This window comes from Hungatella hominis (assembly GCF_014288005.1).
GTDB lineage: Bacteria > Bacillota > Clostridia > Lachnospirales > Lachnospiraceae > Hungatella > Hungatella effluvii.
Genome location: NZ_JACOPB010000022.1, coordinates 75,059 through 97,365, shown reverse-complemented (window position 1 = coordinate 97,365; position 22,307 = coordinate 75,059). Strand labels below are relative to the sequence as shown.

General features: G+C 46.6%; 24 protein-coding genes and 1 pseudogene. 20 read left to right on the top strand and 5 right to left on the bottom strand.

Translation table 11 applies throughout. The features are described from left to right. Window positions 1–206: 206 nt before the first annotated feature. From H8S75_RS28460 to H8S75_RS28430, 7 genes are all read left to right on the top strand, one after another. Complete coding sequence (locus H8S75_RS28460; RefSeq protein ID WP_187024397.1) at window positions 207–947, top strand: DUF4376 domain-containing protein; 741 nt, start codon at window positions 207–209, stop codon at window positions 945–947. Then, window positions 928–1,347, top strand: coding sequence for a putative ABC transporter permease (locus H8S75_RS28455; RefSeq protein WP_055649239.1), 420 nt, complete (start codon window positions 928–930; stop codon window positions 1,345–1,347). The genes H8S75_RS28460 and H8S75_RS28455 overlap by 20 nt, the downstream gene beginning before the upstream one ends. A gap of 16 nt (window positions 1,348–1,363) precedes the next feature. Next, window positions 1,364–1,681: a hypothetical protein gene (locus H8S75_RS28450; protein ID WP_055649381.1), complete on the top strand. Its 318-nt coding sequence runs from the start codon at window positions 1,364–1,366 to the stop codon at window positions 1,679–1,681. A 1-nt stretch (window position 1,682) separates the two neighbouring features. Continuing rightward, on the top strand, window positions 1,683–1,892 hold the full coding sequence (locus tag H8S75_RS28445) for a holin (protein WP_187024396.1): 210 nt from the start codon (window positions 1,683–1,685) through the stop codon (window positions 1,890–1,892). 125 nt (window positions 1,893–2,017) lie between these two features. After that, on the top strand, window positions 2,018–2,767 hold the full coding sequence (locus H8S75_RS28440; protein WP_187024395.1) for a peptidoglycan recognition protein family protein: 750 nt from the start codon (window positions 2,018–2,020) through the stop codon (window positions 2,765–2,767). Between the two features lie 78 nt (window positions 2,768–2,845). Beyond that, window positions 2,846–3,544 carry a BRO-N domain-containing protein gene (locus tag H8S75_RS28435; protein WP_187024394.1) on the top strand — a complete coding sequence of 233 codons (699 nt, stop codon included), beginning with the start codon at window positions 2,846–2,848 and terminating at the stop codon, window positions 3,542–3,544. A gap of 182 nt (window positions 3,545–3,726) precedes the next feature. Continuing rightward, window positions 3,727–4,080 carry a helix-turn-helix domain-containing protein gene (locus tag H8S75_RS28430; RefSeq protein WP_243270501.1) on the top strand — a complete coding sequence of 118 codons (354 nt, stop codon included), beginning with the start codon at window positions 3,727–3,729 and terminating at the stop codon, window positions 4,078–4,080. A 749-nt stretch (window positions 4,081–4,829) separates the two neighbouring features. Here H8S75_RS28430 and H8S75_RS28425 read toward each other — a convergent pair. Then, window positions 4,830–5,012, bottom strand: a complete 183-nt coding sequence (locus H8S75_RS28425) for a GNAT family acetyltransferase (RefSeq protein WP_187024393.1) — start codon at window positions 5,010–5,012, stop codon at window positions 4,830–4,832. Window positions 5,013–5,061: 49 nt separating this feature from the next. Between H8S75_RS28425 and H8S75_RS28420 the strand changes: the two are divergent. Further along, window positions 5,062–5,496: pseudogene (locus H8S75_RS28420) on the top strand (glycosyl hydrolase family 18 protein); the annotation flags it as partial. A gap of 101 nt (window positions 5,497–5,597) precedes the next feature. Continuing rightward, entirely contained in the window at window positions 5,598–6,263 is a 666-nt protein-coding gene (locus tag H8S75_RS28415) for a hypothetical protein (RefSeq protein ID WP_187024392.1), read from the top strand. A 62-nt stretch (window positions 6,264–6,325) separates the two neighbouring features. Here H8S75_RS28415 and thrS read toward each other — a convergent pair whose 3' ends face one another. Beyond that, entirely contained in the window at window positions 6,326–8,227 is a 1,902-nt protein-coding gene (thrS, locus tag H8S75_RS28410; protein WP_187024391.1) for a threonine--tRNA ligase, read from the bottom strand. 262 nt (window positions 8,228–8,489) lie between these two features. Next, window positions 8,490–8,621, bottom strand: coding sequence for a hypothetical protein (locus H8S75_RS33660; protein ID WP_432764208.1), 132 nt, complete (start codon window positions 8,619–8,621; stop codon window positions 8,490–8,492). Here H8S75_RS33660 and H8S75_RS33455 point away from each other — a divergent pair. The 6 genes from H8S75_RS33455 (at window position 8,604) to H8S75_RS28385 (ending at window position 15,181) form a co-directional block, all read left to right on the top strand. Beyond that, complete coding sequence (locus H8S75_RS33455; protein WP_349769008.1) at window positions 8,604–8,816, top strand: DUF6783 domain-containing protein; 213 nt, start codon at window positions 8,604–8,606, stop codon at window positions 8,814–8,816. The two genes, H8S75_RS33660 and H8S75_RS33455, sit on opposite strands and share 18 nt — an antisense overlap. 120 nt (window positions 8,817–8,936) lie before the next feature. Further along, complete coding sequence (locus H8S75_RS28405) at window positions 8,937–9,971, top strand: leucine-rich repeat protein (RefSeq protein ID WP_187024390.1); 1,035 nt, start codon at window positions 8,937–8,939, stop codon at window positions 9,969–9,971. Window positions 9,972–10,063: 92 nt separating this feature from the next. Beyond that, entirely contained in the window at window positions 10,064–11,383 is a 1,320-nt protein-coding gene (locus H8S75_RS28400; protein WP_187024389.1) for a vWA domain-containing protein, read from the top strand. Continuing rightward, the gene (locus H8S75_RS28395) at window positions 11,380–12,885 is read left to right on the top strand and encodes an AAA family ATPase (protein ID WP_187024388.1); all 1,506 of its coding nucleotides are present in this window, start codon (window positions 11,380–11,382) and stop codon (window positions 12,883–12,885) included. The genes H8S75_RS28400 and H8S75_RS28395 overlap by 4 nt, the downstream gene beginning before the upstream one ends. Window positions 12,886–13,069: 184 nt before the next feature. After that, window positions 13,070–13,282 (top strand): DUF378 domain-containing protein, encoded by a 213-nt coding sequence (locus H8S75_RS28390; protein ID WP_002605301.1) that lies wholly within the window; start codon window positions 13,070–13,072, stop codon window positions 13,280–13,282. Between the two features lie 423 nt (window positions 13,283–13,705). Continuing rightward, window positions 13,706–15,181, top strand: a complete 1,476-nt coding sequence (locus H8S75_RS28385) for an aldehyde dehydrogenase family protein (RefSeq protein WP_187024387.1) — start codon at window positions 13,706–13,708, stop codon at window positions 15,179–15,181. A 92-nt stretch (window positions 15,182–15,273) separates the two neighbouring features. Here H8S75_RS28385 and H8S75_RS28380 read toward each other — a convergent pair whose 3' ends face one another. Then, window positions 15,274–15,858 (bottom strand): P-loop nucleotide/nucleoside kinase family protein, encoded by a 585-nt coding sequence (locus tag H8S75_RS28380; RefSeq protein ID WP_432764207.1) that lies wholly within the window; start codon window positions 15,856–15,858, stop codon window positions 15,274–15,276. A gap of 174 nt (window positions 15,859–16,032) precedes the next feature. On the opposite strand from H8S75_RS28380, the gene H8S75_RS28375 reads away from it, so the two are divergent. The 4 genes from H8S75_RS28375 to H8S75_RS28360 all read left to right on the top strand — a co-directional run bounded on the left by H8S75_RS28375 (window position 16,033) and on the right by H8S75_RS28360 (window position 19,595). Then, a complete protein-coding gene (locus tag H8S75_RS28375; protein WP_187024385.1) occupies window positions 16,033–16,413 on the top strand; it encodes a zinc ribbon domain-containing protein in 381 nt (126 codons plus the stop codon). A 155-nt stretch (window positions 16,414–16,568) separates the two neighbouring features. Further along, on the top strand, window positions 16,569–17,375 hold the full coding sequence (locus tag H8S75_RS28370) for a CPBP family intramembrane glutamic endopeptidase (protein ID WP_187024384.1): 807 nt from the start codon (window positions 16,569–16,571) through the stop codon (window positions 17,373–17,375). 558 nt (window positions 17,376–17,933) lie between these two features. Then, the gene (locus H8S75_RS28365; protein ID WP_187024383.1) at window positions 17,934–19,118 is read left to right on the top strand and encodes a polysaccharide deacetylase family protein; all 1,185 of its coding nucleotides are present in this window, start codon (window positions 17,934–17,936) and stop codon (window positions 19,116–19,118) included. 135 nt (window positions 19,119–19,253) lie between these two features. Continuing rightward, window positions 19,254–19,595: an MmcQ/YjbR family DNA-binding protein gene (locus H8S75_RS28360; protein WP_002605293.1), complete on the top strand. Its 342-nt coding sequence runs from the start codon at window positions 19,254–19,256 to the stop codon at window positions 19,593–19,595. A 36-nt stretch (window positions 19,596–19,631) separates the two neighbouring features. Here H8S75_RS28360 and H8S75_RS28355 read toward each other — a convergent pair whose 3' ends face one another. Next, the gene (locus H8S75_RS28355; protein ID WP_187024382.1) at window positions 19,632–20,621 is read right to left on the bottom strand and encodes a LacI family DNA-binding transcriptional regulator; all 990 of its coding nucleotides are present in this window, start codon (window positions 20,619–20,621) and stop codon (window positions 19,632–19,634) included. A 314-nt stretch (window positions 20,622–20,935) separates the two neighbouring features. Between H8S75_RS28355 and H8S75_RS28350 the strand changes: the two genes are divergently transcribed. Continuing rightward, window positions 20,936–22,297: an ABC transporter substrate-binding protein gene (locus H8S75_RS28350; RefSeq protein WP_187024381.1), complete on the top strand. Its 1,362-nt coding sequence runs from the start codon at window positions 20,936–20,938 to the stop codon at window positions 22,295–22,297. Window positions 22,298–22,307: the final 10 nt, after the last annotated feature.

Sequence of the window (22,307 nt, the reverse complement as noted above, 5' to 3'; positions counted from 1 at the left end):
GGCACCGTATTTAATGCCAGGACAAGATATATCATAATAATCAGATCCAGTACCAGTAATTGAGGTATGTACCGTCTTTGGCAGTGTGTTGATATCAGCCTTACCAGCTAAATCACTATATCATTTAGTCAACACCATAAAAATGAAAATTCTGGCCCGAAAAGGGCCTTTTTATATACAAAAAATCAAGAAAGGAAGTAAAAATTATGGAAAAAATCAGAATTGGAAATCAGGAGACTCTTTTTGAGATCGAATCGATCCGTCCGGTATCGGAAAATGTCATGCAGCTTGTATTTCCAGATACCATGCCATCTGTATGGGGGAATATCACCATCTATACAGACGACGGCACGGAAGCAACTACCCTGACAGGTTATGAAACAGTGTATCGTGATGAGGGCCATACTGTGTACCTGTCTAACGATGGAAGCGTCTACACAGCACCAGAGACGCCAGAGGGACCGGGAGAACCGCCGGAGCCATATATTCCAACACTGGAGGAGCTGCAGGCCGCAAAACGCCGGGAGATATCCGTAGCCTGCCAGCAGATTATCTATCAGGGCGTGAATGTTCCACTATCAGATGGCAGTACCGATCATTTCGCGCTGACGATCGAAGACCAGCTTAATCTCTTTGGTAAGCAGATTCAGGTAACCTCTGGTGCTGCTCAAATTGAGTATCATGCAGACGGCCAGCCGTGCCGTTTTTACAGCGCGGAAGATATGCAGGCTATCATTACTGCAGCCATGTGGCACGTAAGTTACCATACGACCTACTGTAACGCGATTAATATGTGGATCTCCGGCTGTCAGACTGTGGAAGAGGTCCAGGCCATTTTTTACGGTGCAGATGTCCCGCCGGCATACCAGTCAGAGGTGCTGCAGTCATACTTGACGCAGATCGCTGCAATTGCGGGAGGTAATGCAGATGGCGCTGATCCTGCGTAAGTACCTGGTGTTGATGGCTACCGGCGGTCTGTTGTATGTGGCTCTGGAGCTTGTCTGGCGTGGTCGGAGCCACTGGACCATGTTTCTTCTGGGTGGGACTTGCTTTATCTGCCTGGGGCTGATCAATGAGATCCTGCCATGGAGCATGGCGCTGTGGAAGCAGATCCTGATCGGCATGGCCACCATAACCGTTCTGGAGTTCCTGACCGGCTGCATAGTCAACCTGTGGTTGGGCTGGAATATCTGGGATTACAGCGGGCTGTCTGGTAATATACTTGGCCAGATCTGCCCGCAGTATTGCCTTCTGTGGCTGCCGGTAAGCTTGGCTGGAATCGTCCTGGACGACTGGCTGCGGTACTGGTGGTGGGGTGAGGAGAGGCCGCGATATAAATTATTTTGAAAGGACGGTGCCATATGTGATTGAAACGGAGTTCATTGAGCGTTTGACAAAAGTCGAAGAGCGATCAAAGAGTAATACTCACCAGATAGATGATCTGAAGCCGGTTATCAATGAGATCCATACAATGTCTAAGACTATGGTGGAGTTGATTGGTGAGGTGAAATATACAAATGAGAATGTGTCAGAATTAAAAGACAAAGTAGAAATTTTGGAAAAAGAACCGGCAAAGCAATGGTCGAATACTAAAAAAACATTTTTTACATCAATTACCAGCTCCATCGGAACAGGGGTGGCGGCTGGTATTTTGTATTTATTAAGTAGAGGAGGATTTTGATATGAGTGAGAAAACAAAGAGATGGATTAAGGCCGCAGGAATTAGGGCAGTCAAGACCATGGCGCAGACCGCAGTCGCAACGATCGGCACAGCTGCTGCGCTTGGTGATGTAAATGTCCCTATGGTAATCAGTGCGTCGGTACTGGCCGGGGTGCTGTCGTTGCTTACCTCGGTAGCAGGATTGCCGGAATTGGACAGTGGAGCCGCTTAAGGAGGTGATCCGCTTATCTCCCGGCCGGCAGGGTGAGCGCTGGAGCTGTTGCTAGATCGCAACGGTTGCAATATCACAACTTTTTAGGGCCTGGGATTCTGGGCCCTTTTCTTTAAGGAGGATTTATGATACCTATTACGAAACAGATCAAGCAGATCAATTGCTATGCAAGCCAGAATCACCCAAAGTACATCGTAATCCATGAGACTGATAATTTTAACCGTGGCGCCGGGGCTGCCGCTCATTCCAGGGCGCATAATAATGGCAATCTGGCTACATCGGTTCATTACTACGTTGACGATGTAGCAATCTACCAGACACTCAACCATACAGACGGAGCATGGGCTGTCGGCAAGCAGTACGGTACGCCGCTGGTGGCCGGAGTCAATAACAACAACACGATCAATATCGAGATATGTGTTAATCCGGACAGCGATTATGACAAGGCGCGGCTTAACTGCGTGGATCTGGTGAGACATCTGATCCAGGAGACGGGGATCCCTGCTGATCGGGTAATCCGGCACTACGATGCGAAGCGGAAGTGGTGCCCTCGTAAGATGATGGACAGCCCAGAGTTATGGACGGACTTCTGCCTGAGGATTCACGGACAGGTGGACGAGGTGAAGAGCTTCGAGGACGGCGCCGGTAACTGGCATTTTACAATTAACGGGGAGTTGCAGAAAGCGCGGTGGATTAAGTATAAGAATAAGTGGTTCTATGTAGACGATGCCGGAAATATGGTTACTGGATACGCTGTGATTGGCAGTCTTGCGTACATGCTTAACCCGTCAAAGGCTGATATGGAGACATATGGGGCGCTGATGGTAACGAATAACCGTGCACAGGGCAATCTTGAGGTGCAGTGGGTGGAATAGCAAACAACAGAATAATGATATGACTGAAGCTCTGGGAGGAATCCCGGGGCTTTTTAAATTGAAAGGAAGGTATATTTTATGAAACTAAGACTTGTTAAACAGGGCGATTTTTTAGGGACTAAATGTGATTTTTATACTGACAAAGAGGGAAATATTTTCATGAGTAGAACGCAGATTGGTTATGCCTTGAAGTATAAAAATCCGAGCAAAGGTATAGAAGACATACATAACAGACACCATGACCGACTTGACACCATGAGCGTAAAAGTTGACCCCCTCAGTTTGCAGGGGTCAAATCCACATTACAGGAATGGCGAAAGAGCCTATATGTATCCCGAAAAAGGAATATACGAAATCTGTAGGTATTCCAGGCAAAAGGTTGCTGGGGATTTTTATGATTGGGTTTATGATGTTATTCAGTCCATCAAAAAGAACGGCTACTACATCGCCACTGAAAAAGATGCAAAGTGGCTGGGAATCCGTCAGGAGACTAAAGAAGTACGCAAGGCTGAGACAGATCAGATTAAACTCTTTGTAGAGTACGCAAGGGCACAGGGGAGCCAGCACGCAGATCGGTATTATGTGTCACTGACCAAGCTCATAAACCGCAGATTAGGCATAGAGAGCGGCGGGAGGGACAAGGCATACCAGAGGACGCTGATGCACTTAAAATCACTGGAAACGGTGGTGGAGCTGCATCTGGCTACGCTGATGGCGGAGGGGCTGCCGTACAAGGAGATATATCAGGGCGTGAAAAAGTTTATCGAAGCGCTGTAGGAATCTCACGGCAGAAAATTCCGCTGCCAGTTTGAGTGGTAAGAAAAGGGCGGTCCGCTTGGGCCGCCTGAAAACATGATCTGTATGTTATAAAATTTGTAATTGAAGCCATACTACTACTGTGCTTTGATATATAAATTGTAATCAGTATTTTATGCTTTACTGTAAAAGAGGGAAAATAGTTGAAAAGATATGATCCGATGATGGTGGGAAAAAGAATTAGGAGACAACGGATAATAATGGGATTGACCCAGGAAGAAGTGGCTGAGAAGATTGAACGGTCATATAAGTACTATCAAGATATCGAGCGAGGGACATGTGGAATGTCGATTAATACAATACTTAGTATTGCAGAATGTCTTCATATATCTATAGACTATTTAATCTTCGGAAATAATGAGAAAATTTTCCCCACCTTTAATGGTGAAGAAGAGCAACAAGCGCTTATCGATGCTTTGAGCAAATGCAGTATTCATAAGAAAAAATATGCCTTAGAATTAATAAAAATATTTTTGAAGGCTTGTGATGAACAATAACGGGCGGCAGCTACCCCATGGTTCCGCCCTGCCTCCTCGGCATAATATAGGTGGTCCGCTTGGGCCTCCTTACTTCTAATGGTGCTTCACGACCGTCGATTTTTAAAACACACCTCTTGCCAGAAGGTCACAGAAATGATATAATAAATTCGCTCGTATTATTTCATATATTTTTCTGGCGTATCAGAAGAGTATTCATGTAAAACCGCTCAGTATCCCCATACACTGAGCGGTTTTTGTGTGTAATTCATGTATAGGTGATCAGTAGTAGAGACACCTAAAATGATATGATAGAAGAAAGGCAAGACAATAAAGCCCCAGATTGCTCCGGGGCTATATCAGATTGTTATACACATCCAATCGGCTTAATGCGGTGAATTTTACAAAGGATAAAAATCATAAAATGACAGTTAGCACAGCCTACCACCGTTGTTGAAAAATTAAATTAAGGTATACATCACATCTCCATCTCCACTATCATTATATGTTGCATATAGAAAATGTGATACAATAAATTTCTTCTTTACAAAATGATATACGCGCGCTATAATAATTGCGTTTTTGCTTTTCTAACTTGCGGCTTAGCTGTATTGGCGGCCGCATTTTGTGTAAAATTGCAATAAAGTATAAAATGGTGTTGATTTATTTGTATATAGTGATATAATTCTTTTGTCAACCCTTCTCTTAGGTCGTCTAGGTATATCCCAATCCCCATACCTGGACGACTTTTATATGTGCATCGTACAACGTTATACCAGTCGGCTTCTGGTGTCTGGTGTGCGCTGTGTTAAGAACCACATGGCAGAAATATCCATGTTGAGGAGTATCTCGGCCATATCGCGGGTCTCCTGATACTTTGCATTTCTGGCAGCCTGGGCATGTCGCTGATATCTCTCAATTATCTCGAAACATAGTTCATTTGTTCTGTCCATTTTCCCCCTTCTTTCCTTTATAATTTGATACCATAGGATTGTTGGCGCTTATACATATGGCCCGCCCATGGCCGTGGCCCCGATCAATATGGTCAGACGTGTAGTAGAGTACGCCCTGACGGAAATACCAGCGGAAAAGATCAGCCTGGGAATTCCCAACTACGGCTATGACTGGCCGCTTCCCTACGAGCGTGGGGTGACAAAGGCGGAGACAATCAATAACCTACAGGCCGTTGAAATTGCCATTGATCACGGTGTGCCTATACAGTTTGATGAGACGGCAATGACGCCGTATTTCCGGTACTGGCAGTCTGGCGTTCAGCATGAAGTATGGTTTGAAGACGTTCGAAGCCTGAAGGCCAAATTTGATCTGATAAAAGAATTTGACTTATCAGGCGCCGGCTACTGGCAGATAATGAACTTTTTCCGGGCAAACTGGCTGCTGCTCGCCGATATGTTTGAGATAAATAAAGTAAAAAAATAACTATTTTCTGTTATCATCTTCAATAACTCCTGAATCGTGGTATAATTATGGCAGAGTAATGAGTGTAACGTTTATTTTCATATCTGTTTAGGAGGGATTTTATGATGAAAAAAGGAAAATGCATTGCGGTATTGCTGCTCACGGCAGTAATAGCAATGGCACCGGTAAACGCGTACGGTATTGAGACAACGGGGGAGTATTTTGAGATCAGTTCAGAGGAGGCGGGAGCCTTCTTATACGATGGGACGACTGTCATGGCGGGGACTGACGGGGAAATGATTCTAACTAAATCTGAGAGTGGCTGGGTGCGCCGTGCCACGATCAGAACCACCGACATGAACGTCATAACAGCGGAGATTGTTCTGAATGAGGAAGGGCTCAATACAATTCGGTACCATGCAAAAAACGCCGGAAAGGCCCAGTTAATTGTTGTAGTACCCAGCGGAGCCGCCGTGAACATGGGAACCTTTTATGTTATGGACGCCAGGGAAGATGGGACCATAGACGGAGGATGGATACAGGAAAATGACCAGTGGAAATATAAGAAGGGCGATGGAAGCTTTGTAAGCAGTGCCTGGCTGATGGATAAGGGAAAACGTTATTATTTTGGAGAAGACGGTGTTATGGCTGTAAATCAGTGGCTGAAAGGCTGGTTCTGCTGGTATTACGCCGGACCGGATGGGGCCATGATGACCAATACTGTCACGCCTGACGGGTATGAACTGGACGATACAGGGGCGTACTATGATCCGACATTGAGCGATTAAGAAAACAGGGAGAACGAGGCGATGATATCAGCCCCGTTTTCCCTGCCTATTTACTTTCGTTCTTAATCTCTTTCTTCAATCTCTTTCTTCAGCATTTCTGTAAATTCATCCAGTGTCATGGTGACATTTTCACCGGAATCGCGGTAACGGACTGCCACCGTATGATTCTCCTCCTCCTTCGCTCCTGCCACCAGCATATACGGAACCTTCTCAAGCTGTGCCTCGCGGATTTTGTAGCCGATCTTTTCAGGGCGTTCATCGATCTCACAGCGGATGTGGTTCTTCTTTAAGGCATCGTATACATTTTTTGCATATGCCGCATTCTTGTCGGAGATTGGGAGCACCTTTACCTGAACAGGAGCCAGCCATGCCGGGAATTTTCCTGCATAATGTTCGATCAGAATGCCGATGAAACGCTCAATGGAGCCCAGCAGTACTCTGTGAATCATGATTGGGCGGTGTTTCTCGCCATCCGCACCTGTATATTCTGCCTCAAACCGCAGTGGAAGCTGGAAATCAAGCTGTATGGTACCGCACTGCCAGGTGCGGCCTAAGGAGTCCTCTAAGTGGAAGTCGATCTTCGGACCGTAGAAGGCGCCGTCGCCTTCGTTGATGATATAGTCGTATCCCATCTCATCCAGCGCTTCTCTTAAGCTGTTTGTCGCCATCTCCCAATCCTCGTCGCTGCCCATACTGTCTTCCGGGCGGGTGGAAAGTTCGACGTTGTATTTAAAGCCAAACATATTGTAGACCTCGTCGATGAGGCGTACCACGCCTTTGATTTCATCGGTGATCTGATCCGGTGTCATGTAGATATGGGCGTCGTCCTGTGTGAAGCAGCGAACCCGCATAAGGCCGTGGAGCGCGCCGGATTTTTCGTGGCGGTGTACCAGACCGAGTTCTCCCATGCGCAGCGGCAGATCACGGTAGGAACGCGGCTGGGATTTGTAAACCAGCATACTGCCTGGGCAGTTCATGGGTTTGATTGCAAATTCCGTATCGTCAATGGTTGTAGTATACATGTTTTCTTTGTAATGATCCCAATGGCCGGAAGTCTCCCACAGAGAGCGGTTTAACATGATGGGAGTAGCGATTTCCACGTATCCCTCGCGCTCATGGATCTCACGCCAGAAGTTTGTCAGCGCATTTTTTAACACCATGCCCTTCGGCAGGAAAAATGGAAATCCCGGGCCTTCGTCCATGATTGTAAACAGACCCAGTTCTTTTCCCAGTTTCCGGTGATCACGTTTTTTCGCTTCCTCAATTCTGGTTAAATATGCCTCTAAATCGGAGGCCTTGGGGAACGATGTGCCATAGATTCTGGTCAGCATCTTATTGTGCTCGTCACCGCGCCAGTAAGCGCCGGCGATGGATGTCAGCTTAAATGCCTTCACAGGACCAGTAGTCATTAAATGCGGCCCCGCACAGAGGTCGGTATATTCGCCCTGACGGTAAAAGCTGATGGTTTCTTCTTCCGGAAGATCCTCGATAAGCTCAACCTTGTAAGGCTCATCCTTCTCCTTCATGAGGGCGATGGCTTCCTCACGCGGAAGCGTAAAATACTCCAGTTTTAAGTCTTCTTTGACAATCTTCTTCATTTCCGCTTCCAAAGCTTCTAAGTCCTCCGGAGAAAATGGTTCCGGGCGGTCGAAGTCATAGTAAAATCCGTCGGCGATAGACGGCCCGATGGCCAGCTTAGTCTCCGGAAACAGCCTTTTGACGGCCTGTGCCAGAATGTGGGAAGTGGTATGGTGGAAGGCCGCCCTGCCGCCTTCGTCTTCAAAGGTCAGGATCGTAAGCCCGCAGTCTCCGGATACAATGGTACGCAGATCCGCCGGGGTTCCATTGATCTCCGCGGCGCACGCCTTTTTTGCCAGGCCGGCGCTTAAGGATGCCGCAATCTCATAGACGGACAGCGGGCTGTCAAATTCTTTTACTTCTCCATTTTTTAAAGTTACTTTCATGATGATCCTCCTTATACTCTGAGAGTTATGATGCTTTTTCGTGAGACGTGATTGTTTCAATCCACATTTGTTTATTCCCGCGGGCAACGAGCCAAACGGACACGCTGGCGCGTCCATTTGGCGACTGCGGCGGGGTTTTTGACTGTTGAAAAGAACAAAAAACACCCCTGGACAGAATAATCCTGTCCAAGGGTGCATGAATGTCGGATGCACGGTTCCACCTTGATTTTTCACTCGTGTCCAAACGTGAGACACTGCTTCCTTAACGCAGAAGATACGCCGCCATTGGTTTGACGGTGCTCGGGAGTGGTGTTCGCCATTCTGTACGGAAAACGGCTTTCAGCAGGTATGCCGTTTTTCTCTGTCTCGCATCAGAGTGTGTTTGAAAATTCATTCCTGCCATCTGCACGCCTCATTTCGCGGGAGATCTGCCCCGAATTCACTTAACGTAGCCCACTACGCCGCGTTCATTCGGAACAGAGCTCCCACAAAATGCGATGTACATCTGACAGAAAGCAATTTTCAAACACGCTCTAAGAATGGGTACTGGTTCCGTCATTGCAGTTCGATTTGCTCTTATGATTCTTAGGTTATACCTTTCTTTTTTGTTTGTCAAGAGAAAATTTATCCATTGCAATTTTGATTCGTTTCTGTTATATTCATCTGTTATACAATAGATCCGTATAACAGAAAGGCAGGACGTCTGTTCATGTTTTTATATCAGATAAAGAACGAAGCAATCGCAATACTCGGCTGCAGAAGCTATGACGGCCTGGTCGAGATTCCTGAGACAATAGATGGAAAACCGGTGACAGAGCTGGCGGCATACGCATTTTCCGAGGGATGGGGACGGCGGGAAATGTTAAAGGCAGCGGGAAAGATTCTGCTGGCCGACGCCGAAGGGAATGCACAAAACGGAATGGATGCGGGGAGGAATGCCTCCAGTCCCGAGGCTGTCGAGCTGCCGCCGGTGGCATGCTGCGGCCACTTAAAGGAAATCATTCTTCCGCGGACGATTAAAAAAATCGGCAACTACGCATTCTATAACTGTTTTGAACTGAATACGATCCGGTGCTATAGTACGATCGAAGATGTAGGGTCCGGCCTGTTTACCGGTAGTGCCAGCATCAGACGTATGGATATTCACATTGTTCCGGGCCGCCGTTCCTGTTTTAAGGAACTGATATCAGAATTGAGACAGGAACTTTATGTAAACTATTATACAGAATCGGAATTAAACTCACCACCTGCAAAATCAGCTCTCCAGGCAAAACTGGTATTCCCGGAAATGTTTGAGGAATCCGTGGAAAATACACCCGCCCGCATCATCATGCGGGAAATGCATGGATGCGGCCACATGTACCGCTACTGTTTCGAGCAGACAGAATTCCGTTTTTCTAAATACGATGCGCTGTTTCCCCATATCAAAGTTCAGGAGCCGGAGCGGGTCGTCTGCTCCCTTGTTATGGGGCGGCTTAAGTATCCTTTGGAATTGATGGAACCGCATCGAGGGGCGTATGAGGAGTATCTGAGGGAACACATGGGTGGGGCCGCGGAATGTGCACTGGCAGCGGGAGACACGGAAACTTATTCCTGGCTGGCGGTCCATTATGCGGACCGGAAGGAAACGCTGGATGAGATGATTGAACTGGCCGGCCGGGAAGGTGAGACGGAGGTACTGAGCGGCCTGATGGATCTGCGCCACCGGCGTTTCCCGGCAAAAAAACGGACATTTTCGCTGTAGGCATGTAAAGCAGGGAAATGACAGAAAGAAAACAATAAAGCAACAAAACAATAAAGCAATAAATCAATAAAAAGAAAGGCAGGTGAAGCCATATGATAGATCCTTTGCGGCAGCAGCAGCTCGACGAACTTGAAGAAGTACAGATATGCCACGATATTCTGACAAATTCCAGAAATGAACTGTATTTAAATTTTCGCTATCTGGACGTGGCCTTAAGCAGCCTTGGATTTCTGGCGGACCGCGCAGGGCGCGGAGTGGCAACGGATGGATTTCTCATCTATTACCAGCCGGAGCATTTGATGAGTATGTATAAACGGGGAAGGGTCCTGATTAACCGGGCCTTTCTTCACATGGTATTCCACTGCCTGCTGGGCCATATGGAAACGCGGGGAAAACGGGCGGTCCCGTACTGGAATCTGGCCTGTGACATTGCCATAGAATCCATCATCGATGAATTTTATGTAAAGAACGTTTACCGCCATCAGTCGGTTTACCGGAGAGAAGTATACGCGAAGCTGAAGGAAAAGCTCCGGGTTCTGACGGCGGAGGGCATCTATAAGTCGCTTCAGGACATGGATTTAACCGAAGAGGAATACGAGCGCATGGCGGCAGAGTTTTACGTGGATAGCCATGACCATTGGGAGAGGGAAGAAGATCCCAGGATCCGCCAGGAGCGCCAGAATAAGTGGCAGAATAACAGAGAGAAGATGCAGACGGAGATGGAATCCTTCGGCGAGAAGGACGCGGAGGATTCCAGAAGCCTGTTGGAGGCTGTGCGGGTTGAAAACCGGGAGCGGTATGATTATAAGCAGTTTCTGCGCAGGTTTTCCGTACTTCGTGAGGAGAACGAGGTAGACCAGGATTCCTTCGACTACGTGTTTTATACGTATGGAATGGAGCTATACGGCAATATGCCGCTGATTGAACCGCTGGAATCGAAGGAGGTTCACCGCATTGAAGACTTTGTGATCGTGGTGGATACTTCGATGTCCTGCTCCGGGGAGCTGGTGCGGCGGTTCCTGGAGGAGACGTATTCCGTGCTCTGTGAATCCGAGAGCTATTTCCGGAAAATCAATATCCACATCATACAGTGCGATGAGATGATCCGGTCTGATGAGACGATTACCAGCCAGGACGAAATGAAGGCCTATATGGAGAACTTTACTATATCGGGACTGGGCGGAACTGATTTCCGGCCGGCCTTTGAATACGTGAATGGACTGATGAATCAGGGGAAATTTAAGAAACTCAAGGGGCTTTTATACTTTACCGACGGAAAGGGAATATACCCTGTCCGAATGCCCGCTTATGACACGGCTTTTGTCTTTGTGGAAGGGCAGTATGAAGATGTATCCGTCCCCGCGTGGGCGATGAAAATTATCCTGACAGAGGAGGAAATAAATCAATTATGAATATAAAACGAGCCAAGGAAGAGATAAAGGATACGATTGAGGCGTATCTGCTGAAGGACGAGTACGGCGCCTATGAAATCCCATCTGTCCGTCAGCGTCCGGTTCTGTTAATCGGACCGCCGGGTGTGGGCAAAACGCAGATTATGGAGCAGATCTCGCGGGAATGCGGAATTGGGCTGGTGGCCTATACCATTACCCATCACACCCGTCAGAGTGCGATTGGACTTCCGTTTATCGTTAAGAAAGAGTATGGCGGTAAGCCGTACAGTGTGACGGAGTACACCATGAGTGAGATTGTGGCATCCATTTACAATAAAATCGAACAGACCGGTCTTTCGGAGGGAATTCTGTTTATCGATGAGATTAACTGCGTTTCGGAGACGCTTGCGCCTGCCATGCTGCAGTTTTTACAGTGTAAGACATTTGGAAACCATCAGATTCCGGAAGGCTGGATCATTGCAGCGGCCGGTAATCCGCCCGAATACAACAAATCCGTAAGGGATTTTGACGTGGTGACCCTGGACCGGATTAAAATGATTCACGTGGAGCCGGACTACGAGGTTTGGAAGCAGTATGCGTATGAACAGTCGATCCATCCCGCCATAATCTCCTATCTGAACGCGAGGCCGGAATCATTTTGCAGGATTGAGACAACGGTGGATGGCCGTCTGTTTGCTACTCCGCGCGGCTGGGAAGATTTATCACGATTTATTGAAGTATATGAAAAACTTGGAAAAAAGGCGGATCGGGAGGTGATTGGACAGTATCTCCAGTACCCGAAGATAGCCAAGGATTTCTCCAATTACCTGGAACTCTATTATAAATATCAGGATGATTACCAGATCGATGAAATTTTAGCTGGCTCGATCCGGGAGAATCTCTGCAATAAGCTAAAACGTGCCCAGTTTGACGAGAAACTGAGCGTAATCGGCCTCCTGCTCTCGAAGCTGAACAGCGGATTTAAGCAGGTGGTAAAAGATGCGGAAAAGCTGGAAATTTTAATGGCGGAGTTAAAAAAGCTGCATGAAGGAAGTCTGGACGGAGATATGGAGGAACGACTCCTCGTGGTGCAAAAGGAATTTAAACAGGTCTGGGAAAAGAAGCGGGAAGCCGGACTTTTAAACCGTCAGAGTGATTACCTGCACCGGGATGTGGAACGGATTCTGGAGCAGTATGAAAAAGAGCTTCGTTTCGCGGGAGCACCGAATTCGGAGGCGGCGTGGGAGACGGTAAAATCTTACTTTGGCCGTGAGCGGGAGCAGTATGAAAAACGGTTCGACGAGAGCGGAGCCATGCTGGAACACGCCTTTGATTTTATGGAAATATCCTTTGGCGACAGCCAGGAGATAGCGGTGTTTATCACCGAACTGAATACGAATTACTACAGCATAAAATTCCTTCAGGAATATGAGTGTCAGAGATATTACCAGTATAACGAACGCCTTCTGTTTAACCGCCGAGAGGATGAAATAAAGGAACGGATTGACCATCTGGGAAAATGACAGATGGTGCGGATTGTCTGTTAATTTAGTACAAAGTGTATAAAAACCCAAAAACTTCCCCATAATAAAAAAAGAAAGCCACTTCAATGAGAAAGGAAATCATTTTCTCCTCTGAGAGGCGGCAGTTATCGCACGCAGGCGGGGAAAAACAGCCGCCGGGTGCTCACAACAAGGAGGTAGTGCCATGGGTAACAAAGCATTGGACTATACAGCCCTTACCATCGCCATTATCGGCGCGGTAAACTGGGGTCTGGTAGGCTTCTTCAATTTTAATCTGGTGTCATTCCTTTTCGGCAGCATGTCCTGGATATCCAGAATCGTGTATGCGCTGGTCGGAATCTGCGGATTATACCTGCTCACCTTTTATGGTCGCTCAGAAGTAAGTACAGAAAGATAGTAACAGGAAAATGGCGGGAGAATCGCCCGGGCCTTTGAGGCTTCGGCGATTCTCCTGCTTTTTGTGCAGCAGAAACGTGCTCCTGTTACACAAAAAGCCCTCCGGGCAGGAGGCGCACTCCGCGCTATGGAAATATGGCCGCTGAAGCGACCACACCCCAGTACGGGAGTCCTGCGAGCCGGACTCTTTATACAGTAATAAGAGTTTTTGTCTAAAAAATATTTTGATAGTTAATTAACGATCAAAACACAATTTTGTCAGAAAATGTATATTATACACAAAAATAATTCGATTAGTTGTGAATAAAATATCTATTGTTGCCATTATTTTTCAAAGCTGTTATACTGGAGACAGAACAAAAGAGTGCGGCAGGGCCGCGAAGAATGCTCTGCATCAAATTTTTTATTAGAAAGGAGACGTTATATGGAAAATGCAGCAAGAGAGAGCTATAACCTGTACATCAACGGCCAATGGGTCGACGCATCCGATGGCGGTACATTTAAATCTTACTGTCCGGCGAATGGGGAATATCTGTCCACATGCGCGGAAGCTACGAGAGAGGATGTAGATGCCGCGGTAGATGCCGCATGGGCCGCGTGGGAGAGCTGGAAGAAGACGACGCCTGCAGAGAGGGCGGATGCACTGTTAAAGATTGCAGATGTGATTGATCAGAATAAGGAGAGACTGGCTCTTTTGGAGACGCTGGACAATGGAAAACCGATCAGAGAGACCATGACGATCGATATTCCGTATGCATCCGATCATTTCCGTTATTTTGCCGGAGCGGTGAGGACGGAAGAGGGGGAAGCGTCCATGCTGGATGAGAATACGCTGAGCCTGATCTTAAGGGAACCGATCGGTGTTGTGGGCCAGATCGTACCGTGGAATTTCCCATTTCTGATGGCGGCTTGGAAGCTTGCGCCAGTGCTGGCAGCAGGGTGCTGTACGGTATTTAAGCCTTCCAGCTATACTTCCTTAAGCGTGCTGGAGCTGGCGAAGCTGATCGACGGAATTCTGCCTCCTGGTGTCTTTAATATTGTGACAGGAAGAGGTTCAAAGTCGGGGCAGTATATGCTGGAGCATCCGGGTTTCCGGAAGCTGGCATTTACAGGATCATCCGAGGTGGGCTGCCAGGTAGGATGCGCGGCTTCGGAGAAACTGATACCGTCCACGCTGGAGCTGGGCGGCAAATCGGCAAATATTTTCTTCCCGGACTGCAAATGGGAAATGGCGATGGACGGACTGCAGCTGGGAATCCTGTTCAACCAGGGGCAGGTATGCTGTGCCGGATCCCGTGTATTTGTGCATGAAGACATTTATGACAGATTCGTGGAAGAGGCTGTGGCGAAGTTTAACAGCGTGAAGGTTGGCCTTCCGTGGGAGGCGGACACGATGATGGGATCTCAGATCTACGAGGCTCATTTGAATAAGATTCTGGACTACATAGAGATTGGAAAGAAGGAGGGAGCCAGGGTAGCCTGCGGCGGTGAACGAATCACGGATGGAGAACTGGCAAAGGGCTGCTTCTTAAAGCCGACGCTGCTTGTAGACGTGACAAATAATATGCGGGTGGCGCAGGAAGAGATCTTTGGACCGGTGGCGGTTGTGATGAAATTCAAGGATGAGGAAGATGTGATCCGTATGGCCAATGAGAGTGAGTACGGTCTGGGCGGCGCTGTGTGGACCCGGGATATCAACCGGGCTGTCCGTGTCTGCCGTGCAATCGAAACAGGCCGTATGTGGGTGAATACGTATAACGCGATTCCGGCCGGAGCGCCGTTTGGCGGCTACAAGAAGTCGGGGATCGGCCGCGAGACCCATAAGGTTATTCTGGAGCATTATACCCAGATGAAGAACATTATGATTAATCTGTCTGAAAATCCATCGGGATTCTATTGATTCGATGCATGAACTGCCGGACAGACTGCCGGATACAGGAATGGAGATGAGATTCCTTGTATCCAGCGGGTCTGTCCGGCAGTTTATTCTGTTTAGCCATTCCCTTCCAGTATTCCAACAATTCTCTTCATAGATTCCTGGTATTCCTGATCGGTTGAGTTATAGAATAAAAGAAGATCGTCGTCAGAACTGTCCGGCCGGTCAATGGCTGAAGGAATCGAAAAATCCACACCACTGATATATTTATCCCAGTTTTCCAGCTTCCATGTGTCCCGGCTGGAGTTTCGGTGTATCATGCGCTGATGGCAGATCTCGGGGGCCGTGACGACCCAGATAATCTCCAGGCGGGCGTTCTTCATTGCCAGCCGCTTCCGGAACTGATCCATATATTCCGGGTTCCGTATTTCGCGGGTAAACGGCGCGTTAATCAGGACAATATCGTCATAATCCAACGCCTCCATGGCAATATTAATGATAGCCTCATATTCATAATTGCGAATATTGGATTCAAAAAAGTCGGAACTCCGGTTGCGTTCCACACCTGCCACATCGAAAATGCGGTTAGACAGGACGATCAGGGTATCTTTGTCCAGATAGACGACGTGCTTCAGATTTTTTGCCAGTTGTTTCGAGATGTAGGTTTTCCCGCATGCCGGCGGTGAGGTTACCAGTATCATTTTTTTCAAGACAAATTCCTCCTCTTACGGCCTGTAAATGTCAGACTGTGATGATTTACGCCTATTATAAATGGTTTGTCTGTAAAAGTTCAAGGCGGTCTTCTGTAAAGATTAATAGCAGAATAGATAAAATATGGTATAATAAAATAAATTTACTTGAGAAGGAGATTCTTTATGTTTTTCGTCTTTGGAATCAGTCAGGGAAAGAAGGCGCTGGAATACGCGAAGACCGTTATCTGCGCTCAGTGCGGCGGTTATGGGAGATATCAGGTTTTTATGACCTACTCTTATTTCAGCCTCTTTTTCATTCCCATCATAAAATGGAACCGGCATTATTACGTTCAGATGTCATGCTGCAGTACCGTCTATGAACTGGATCAGGAGGTGGGAAGGCGTCTGGCCCATGGAGAACAGCCGGATATAACCGAAAAGGATTTAACGCTTGTGCAGACTGGGCGCAGAGTGTCCGGATGGAAACGGAAACGGTGTGAAAACTGCGGGTATGAGACCGAAGAGGACTTTGAATACTGCCCGAAATGCGGAACGAAGCTTTAATAAGAGCCGGAGGAAAAATAAAGTGGAGTGCAAAACTGGTTCTTGGTGCTGCTGACTTATACATTGGGATTGACGCCCCTTGCTGGGGCGGCTTTATGCTTTGTTAAATGCAATATGAATATGTGCATCAAATTGTTAAGATTAGGAGTGAATTTATGACAGATAAAAAGATTGCAATTCAATTTACAGTAGTCACATTCATCATTGCTTATGCAACGGCAGGTGCGCTTATTTTTTTGGGGCAGTTTGGTTATAGAGTCTATAATTTTACAAATACATTTGGACAATTTGTTTCAAACATCCCTTTTGCCATATATATTTTGTCGCCGGGGATTGCATCTTACTTTGTACTAAAGAAAAACAAGCAAATCACCAGCCTCAGAGGATGGCTGAAAAACGTATTTTATGTAAAAAGCAATATTTATCCCTATTTATTTGTTATGTTCGGATTGGTGATATATTTTGGCATACACCTTGCTGTTTCGGGACACGCATTAACAGAATTTCCTCTGTATGTGTTTCTGCTATCTTTGCCTGGCAACCTTATTATCGGCGGTTTAGAGGAATCAGGATGGATGTATATATTACAACCAATACTTGATAAAAAGTACGGGTATCTTCTCTCATCTTTATTTACTGGAATAATTTGGATTTGTTGGCATATCCCTCTTTTTTATATTCCGGGAACGAATCATGGAGATGGGCTGATTAACTTCGGGATGTTTGCTGTTCAATGTTTGGCTTTCCGTTTTTTCTTTGGAGCAGTCTACAAAGTATCAGGCAAAAGCCGTATATTCATGTGTGTGTTGTTTCACACGATGTTTAATGCGGCATCTGCTGTTTTTGTAACGATAACGATGAACTGGACTGGCACAATCACTGCAAATACTGCGATTATTTTTGCCTCAATAGTAACTGTTCTAATGTATTATAAAAGACATCGGCAACGGGCGATTCAATAGTGGCAAGAAGGGGAGGAGTGTACACACTCGTACTCTTTTCATAATTTATATACAACTCAAATTGTGAAAATCGGCTTGTTGGAGGTGCCCCCAATCCTCGTATGAACGCCCCTTTTACGGGGCGGACGCTGGTCTAAGAGCGGTATTTAGACTGCCAGATGGAGCGTATGCGTCTGTTTTAGAGGATAAGTACCACTACCTTGTAAAGCGCTATGGGAATAAAATTAGCGGATATGCAACAATCCAGGTTTCATGCATGTTTACGGGGGGTCTTATAAAACAGGGCAAGAGCTTTTAAGCTGTTATTTCGGCTTCAAGCAATAAAGATAAAAAGGGGCTTCCCGGCCAGCGGGAAGTCTTTTTTGTAATTGAAAAGCGTCTCTATCATACAAAAAGCTGTCCGGACTTCCAATAGATTCCTCTATCTGATTTACTATTTTCAGTGGTATAATACGTTTGAATATTAAGAATATTTAAAAAGTTTCATGTAGTTGAAACTTTTTTGAATGCTGGCACGTCTAAAGGATAGATATAAGAAAAAAGACAAGAGGTAATCGAATGAAAAGAGTACATATGAAAATTAAGGCGCTGATGCTGGCGCTTCTGGTGTTTTCAGGCACCCTCCCGGCTCCGGTGCAGGCGATAATTGCCCGGGCGGAAGAGCCTGTGAAAATAAGCTATCAGGCGTTTAATAACCCTACTGCATGGAGTGATAAGCAGGCAGACGATTCGCTGTATACAGCTCCGGAGGGAACCTACATGACCGGATTTCAGGCTGAATTACTGAATCAGCCGCAGAACATCGCCGGAGGTCTGGCGTATCAGGTGGAGGTGGGCGGCACCGGCTGGACTGAATGGACGGCGGGAAGTGTCATGGCCGGCCGTACAGAGGGAGATGCTCCGGTTACTGCATTCCGGGCGAGGCTGACCGACGGACTGAGCAGTCTGTATGACGTCTGCTATACGGTCCAGCAGAATGGAGCGTGGACGCCCTGGGTGAGAAACGACGAGGGAACAGCCGGTCAGGAGGGAAGCGGACTTAAAATAACGGGAATACGCATGACGATTGTCACAAAGGGCGCGGCGATACCTGGAGAAAAAGCAGCCGTACAGGGCATTGACCCAAACCGTCCTATGATAGCGCTGACATTCGACGACGGCCCTCACGCACCTGTTACCAACCGGATTCTGGACAGCCTGGAAGCGAACGGAGGACGTGCCACCTTCTTCATGGTGGGAAATCGTGTAACAGGAAAGGCAAATAAGGCGGCGGTAGCGAGGATGGCCGCACTGGGATGTGAAGTAGCCAATCATACGTATGAGCATAAAGCAATCACAAAATTGGGAGCAGAGGGAATTAAGTCACAGCTGGCACGAGCCAATGACAGCATACGTCTGGCAGGCGGTGTATCCCCTGTACTCATGCGGCCGCCGGGCGGAGCGAAGAGCGACGCGGCCATGAAGACCGTCGGTTCCATGGGGATGTCTGCGGTGCTGTGGTCCATCGACACCCTGGACTGGAAGACGAAAAATAAGCAGAAGACCATCGATGCGGTCATCGGTCATGTAAAAGACGGAGATATCGTGCTGATGCACGATTTGTACGGAACAACCGCGGACGCCGCAGAGGTTATCATTCCAAAGCTGAAGGAAATGGGATTCCAGCTGGTGACAGTGAGCGAGCTGGCCAGCTACAGAGGCGGTATCCAGCCGGGAAAGGTGTACAGCAGATTCCGGCCATAATATCATTGTAGAACCGCCGGAAATACAGTATAATTAATACGCCCGGCTCATCTGCACCGATAACACACAGCGCCGGTAAATCCCCCGAAACTGTTCCGACACAGTTTTGGAATCAAGGAAAGACGGGTATCTGCTATGGCATTTAAAACGAAGAAAGATTTAATTAAATACTGTCTGACTTATCCGGATGTTTACGAGGACTATCCGTTTCACGATACGGAATGGGCTGTGATCCGGCACAGAAAGAATAAAAAGGTATTTGCATGGATCTATACGCGTGAGGAAAAGACCTGTGTGAATGTAAAATGTGATCCCGAATGGACTGAATTCTGGAGAAATGCATTTCCGGGCGTTCTGCCTGGTTACCATCTTAATAAGAAGTACTGGAATACGATTTTACTGGATGGTACGGTCCCGGATCCGGATATAAAAAGAATGATTGGCGAGAGCTTTGATCTGACAATGGAAAAGCGATGAGGCAGGCAGACCCTGTATCATCGCTTTTTAAATCCGTTAATTTATGCCCACAGTCAGATCCTTAACAGAAGAGCGTTCAATAAAAGTGGTGTCCAGAAATATGTGACGGGGGGCGTCTCCAGGAGCATTCTTTTCGAGCAGATGATCCAATAGGAAACGGCTTATTTCAGTGCCAATGTACTGAATGTTATGTCCGATTGTTGTGATGTTTTCATATTGTGACAGCGGATTTTCATCGTAGGCGATAACACTTATATCATCAGGAATTTTATAATGCAGTTTCTTTAAGACAATCATAAGGGCCGTAAGAACATCCTGAGTAACGGCAATGATTGCGGTGGGCCGATATTTTGTAATGGCATCTTCAATGATGGAAGCGGAGTTTTCCAATGGAAGAGGCGATATATAATTACCTTCATACGAATCAATTCTATTAACTGCCAAAGTATGCAGTAACCCCTCTTTTCTGTCTTCTGTAGGGCAGATAAGCATAATATTCTGATGGCCTCTGTCAATCAGATATTGTGTCAGTTTGCTTGTAGCGGCGTAATCATTACACATGATAGAGTCGAATTGCCGATAGGCATTCCCGAGAACCTGAAGGGAATAGACTTTTGAAGAATTCAGTAATTCAAGTACATCGGAATCTTCAAACAGCGGGGTGAAGGCAATGGCCTCTACACGTGCGGCAAGAAGCGTTTGCAGATTTTTTAAAAGGCTGCGTTCGTAAGTGCTGTTAAATGACAGAATGACCTTATAGTTGAACTTTTCCAACTCTGTCGTGATTACGGCAGCAACCTGGTAGAAAACAGGATTAAAAATGTTGGTAATGACGAGACCAACGGTACGGGAACGGTTAGATTTTAAGCTGCGGGCAACTGTATTGGGGATATACCCCAACTGCCTTGCGGCATCAAGGACCTTTCTTGCAGTGATATCTGTCACGGCATTGCTGTCGGAATACACTCTGGATACCGTCGCTACGGAAACGCCGGCCAATTTTGCAACATCTCTACTGGTTACCAAATTTACACCACCTTAGTTAAATTATCAGAAGTAAAACATGCACATAAATACTTTTGAGACAATATGCACAAAATATATTGACAAAAGATGTCCGAAATGATATTATCTGAATATAAATTATACTATTAATTGGCTTTTTAGTAAAGAAAAAAACAAAAAAATATTGAAAAGTCTATTTTTTTTAGAAAAGTTGTATACGTTTACATTTTGAGAATTATTAAAATGAGCGATGAAAGGAGGGGCAAATTATTTTTTTTGCAAAAAATGTAAACGTATACATTATAAAACATATGACTAAAAGGAGAAGATGATCTATGAAAAAAAGAATGGTGATCAGTTTACTGGCAGTGGCAATGATAACGACCCTTCTAGGAGGCTGTAGTACGAAACAGGGGGAAACTACAAAGACGGAACAGGCTGTTGCAGAGACAGAAAAAACAGAAGGAAATACCGATGCGGCTAAGGACTCGGAGGTTTTAGCAGGCGGCACGGAGGTAGAACTGTCCTTCTGGTATCCAATTAGCCAGGAATCAGAGGCCAACTGGTATGCAATGATGGTTCAGAAATTTAATGAAGAGTATGCGGGTAAGATAAAGATACTTGAAACTGCCAATACACGGGGAGAGTCCTTTGCTTATGAGGATAAAGTCAGCGCTGCAGCTGCAACGAACAGCCTTCCGGATATTCTGATGGCAGATGGACCAAATGTGGCGAGCTACGCATACTCCAATATGTTTATTCCGATAGAAGATTATTTTACGGAAGAGGAAATGAAAGATTTTCTTCCATCGACAATCGCTCAGGGAACGTATGACGGCCATTTCTATGCAGTAGGTATGGGGGAGGGAATTATTAATATTTATTATAATAAGGATATGCTGGATGCAGCCGGTATTACAGCTCCTGAAAAGATTGAGGACGCATGGACATGGGACGAGTATTATGATGTCTGCAAAAAGTTGACCAAAGATGGTATCTATGGGGGGAATTTTATTCAAGAGAAGAGCGGTGAATGGATTATTGTGGCATTCCAGCCATTTTTAGTTGCGAATGGGGCGCAGCTGCTTTCCGACGATGGCAGCAAAGCGGAGGGGTATATAAATTCAGAGAAGGCCATCCAGACGGGGATCTATCTCCAGAAGTTTGCAGATGAGGGGCTGATCAATGTCGATCCTACAGCGACAGAGTTTCAGGAAGGCAAATGTGCAACCAAGCTGGCGGGAGCATGGATTATACCAACGCTTGAACAGGCTGATTTTAATTGGGGGGTAACGTATATTCCGCAGAAAGAGGCTTATGCGGGAAGTACATCAGGCGGCTGGACAGTAGGCGTTACGCCAAACTGCCAGAATGCAGATGCAGCCATGGAATTTATTCATTACTTATCCAGTCCTGAGGCCTGTGCAAGCTTTACCGTAGACGGACCGGCTTACCCGCCAGTGCGGTATTCTGCGTATGATTTACTCGATATTTATGATGATGGACCGAATAAGATCATAAAGGAAACTTTATTTGAAGAAGGTCATGCACGTCCGGCCACACCAAACTATCCAATCTTTACACAGAAATTCTCAGAAGCGTTTTACGACATTCTGTTAGGTGCTGATGTGAAGACTTCTCTTGATGATATTGCAAACTCCTTCGATAAAGAGTGGGAAGCAACGTATGCAAAGTAAACAATATGAG

What these genes read in the sequence shown, in the direction of transcription:
- H8S75_RS28400 (WP_187024389.1), top strand. Translation starts at nt 10,064, where the DNA reads ATGATAGATCCTTTGCGGCAGCAGCAGCTCGACGAACTTGAAGAAGTA.
- H8S75_RS33660 (WP_432764208.1), bottom strand. Translation starts at nt 8,621, where the DNA reads ATGAATTTTCAAACACACTCTGATGCGAGACAGAGAAAAACGGCATAC.
- H8S75_RS28390 (WP_002605301.1), top strand. Translation starts at nt 13,070, where the DNA reads ATGGGTAACAAAGCATTGGACTATACAGCCCTTACCATCGCCATTATC.
- H8S75_RS28385 (WP_187024387.1), top strand. Translation starts at nt 13,706, where the DNA reads ATGGAAAATGCAGCAAGAGAGAGCTATAACCTGTACATCAACGGCCAA.
- H8S75_RS28395 (WP_187024388.1), top strand. Translation starts at nt 11,380, where the DNA reads ATGAATATAAAACGAGCCAAGGAAGAGATAAAGGATACGATTGAGGCG.
- H8S75_RS28415 (WP_187024392.1), top strand. Translation starts at nt 5,598, where the DNA reads ATGATGAAAAAAGGAAAATGCATTGCGGTATTGCTGCTCACGGCAGTA.
- H8S75_RS28350 (WP_187024381.1), top strand. Translation starts at nt 20,936, where the DNA reads ATGAAAAAAAGAATGGTGATCAGTTTACTGGCAGTGGCAATGATAACG.
- H8S75_RS28425 (WP_187024393.1), bottom strand. Translation starts at nt 5,012, where the DNA reads ATGGACAGAACAAATGAACTATGTTTCGAGATAATTGAGAGATATCAG.
- H8S75_RS28460 (WP_187024397.1), top strand. Translation starts at nt 207, where the DNA reads ATGGAAAAAATCAGAATTGGAAATCAGGAGACTCTTTTTGAGATCGAA.
- H8S75_RS28445 (WP_187024396.1), top strand. Translation starts at nt 1,683, where the DNA reads ATGAGTGAGAAAACAAAGAGATGGATTAAGGCCGCAGGAATTAGGGCA.
- H8S75_RS28370 (WP_187024384.1), top strand. Translation starts at nt 16,569, where the DNA reads ATGACAGATAAAAAGATTGCAATTCAATTTACAGTAGTCACATTCATC.
- H8S75_RS28380 (WP_432764207.1), bottom strand. Translation starts at nt 15,858, where the DNA reads ATGATACTGGTAACCTCACCGCCGGCATGCGGGAAAACCTACATCTCG.
- thrS (WP_187024391.1), bottom strand. Translation starts at nt 8,227, where the DNA reads ATGAAAGTAACTTTAAAAAATGGAGAAGTAAAAGAATTTGACAGCCCG.
- H8S75_RS28365 (WP_187024383.1), top strand. Translation starts at nt 17,934, where the DNA reads ATGAAAAGAGTACATATGAAAATTAAGGCGCTGATGCTGGCGCTTCTG.
- H8S75_RS28375 (WP_187024385.1), top strand. Translation starts at nt 16,033, where the DNA reads ATGTTTTTCGTCTTTGGAATCAGTCAGGGAAAGAAGGCGCTGGAATAC.
- H8S75_RS28360 (WP_002605293.1), top strand. Translation starts at nt 19,254, where the DNA reads ATGGCATTTAAAACGAAGAAAGATTTAATTAAATACTGTCTGACTTAT.
- H8S75_RS28435 (WP_187024394.1), top strand. Translation starts at nt 2,846, where the DNA reads ATGAAACTAAGACTTGTTAAACAGGGCGATTTTTTAGGGACTAAATGT.
- H8S75_RS28455 (WP_055649239.1), top strand. Translation starts at nt 928, where the DNA reads ATGGCGCTGATCCTGCGTAAGTACCTGGTGTTGATGGCTACCGGCGGT.
- H8S75_RS28440 (WP_187024395.1), top strand. Translation starts at nt 2,018, where the DNA reads ATGATACCTATTACGAAACAGATCAAGCAGATCAATTGCTATGCAAGC.
- H8S75_RS28405 (WP_187024390.1), top strand. Translation starts at nt 8,937, where the DNA reads ATGTTTTTATATCAGATAAAGAACGAAGCAATCGCAATACTCGGCTGC.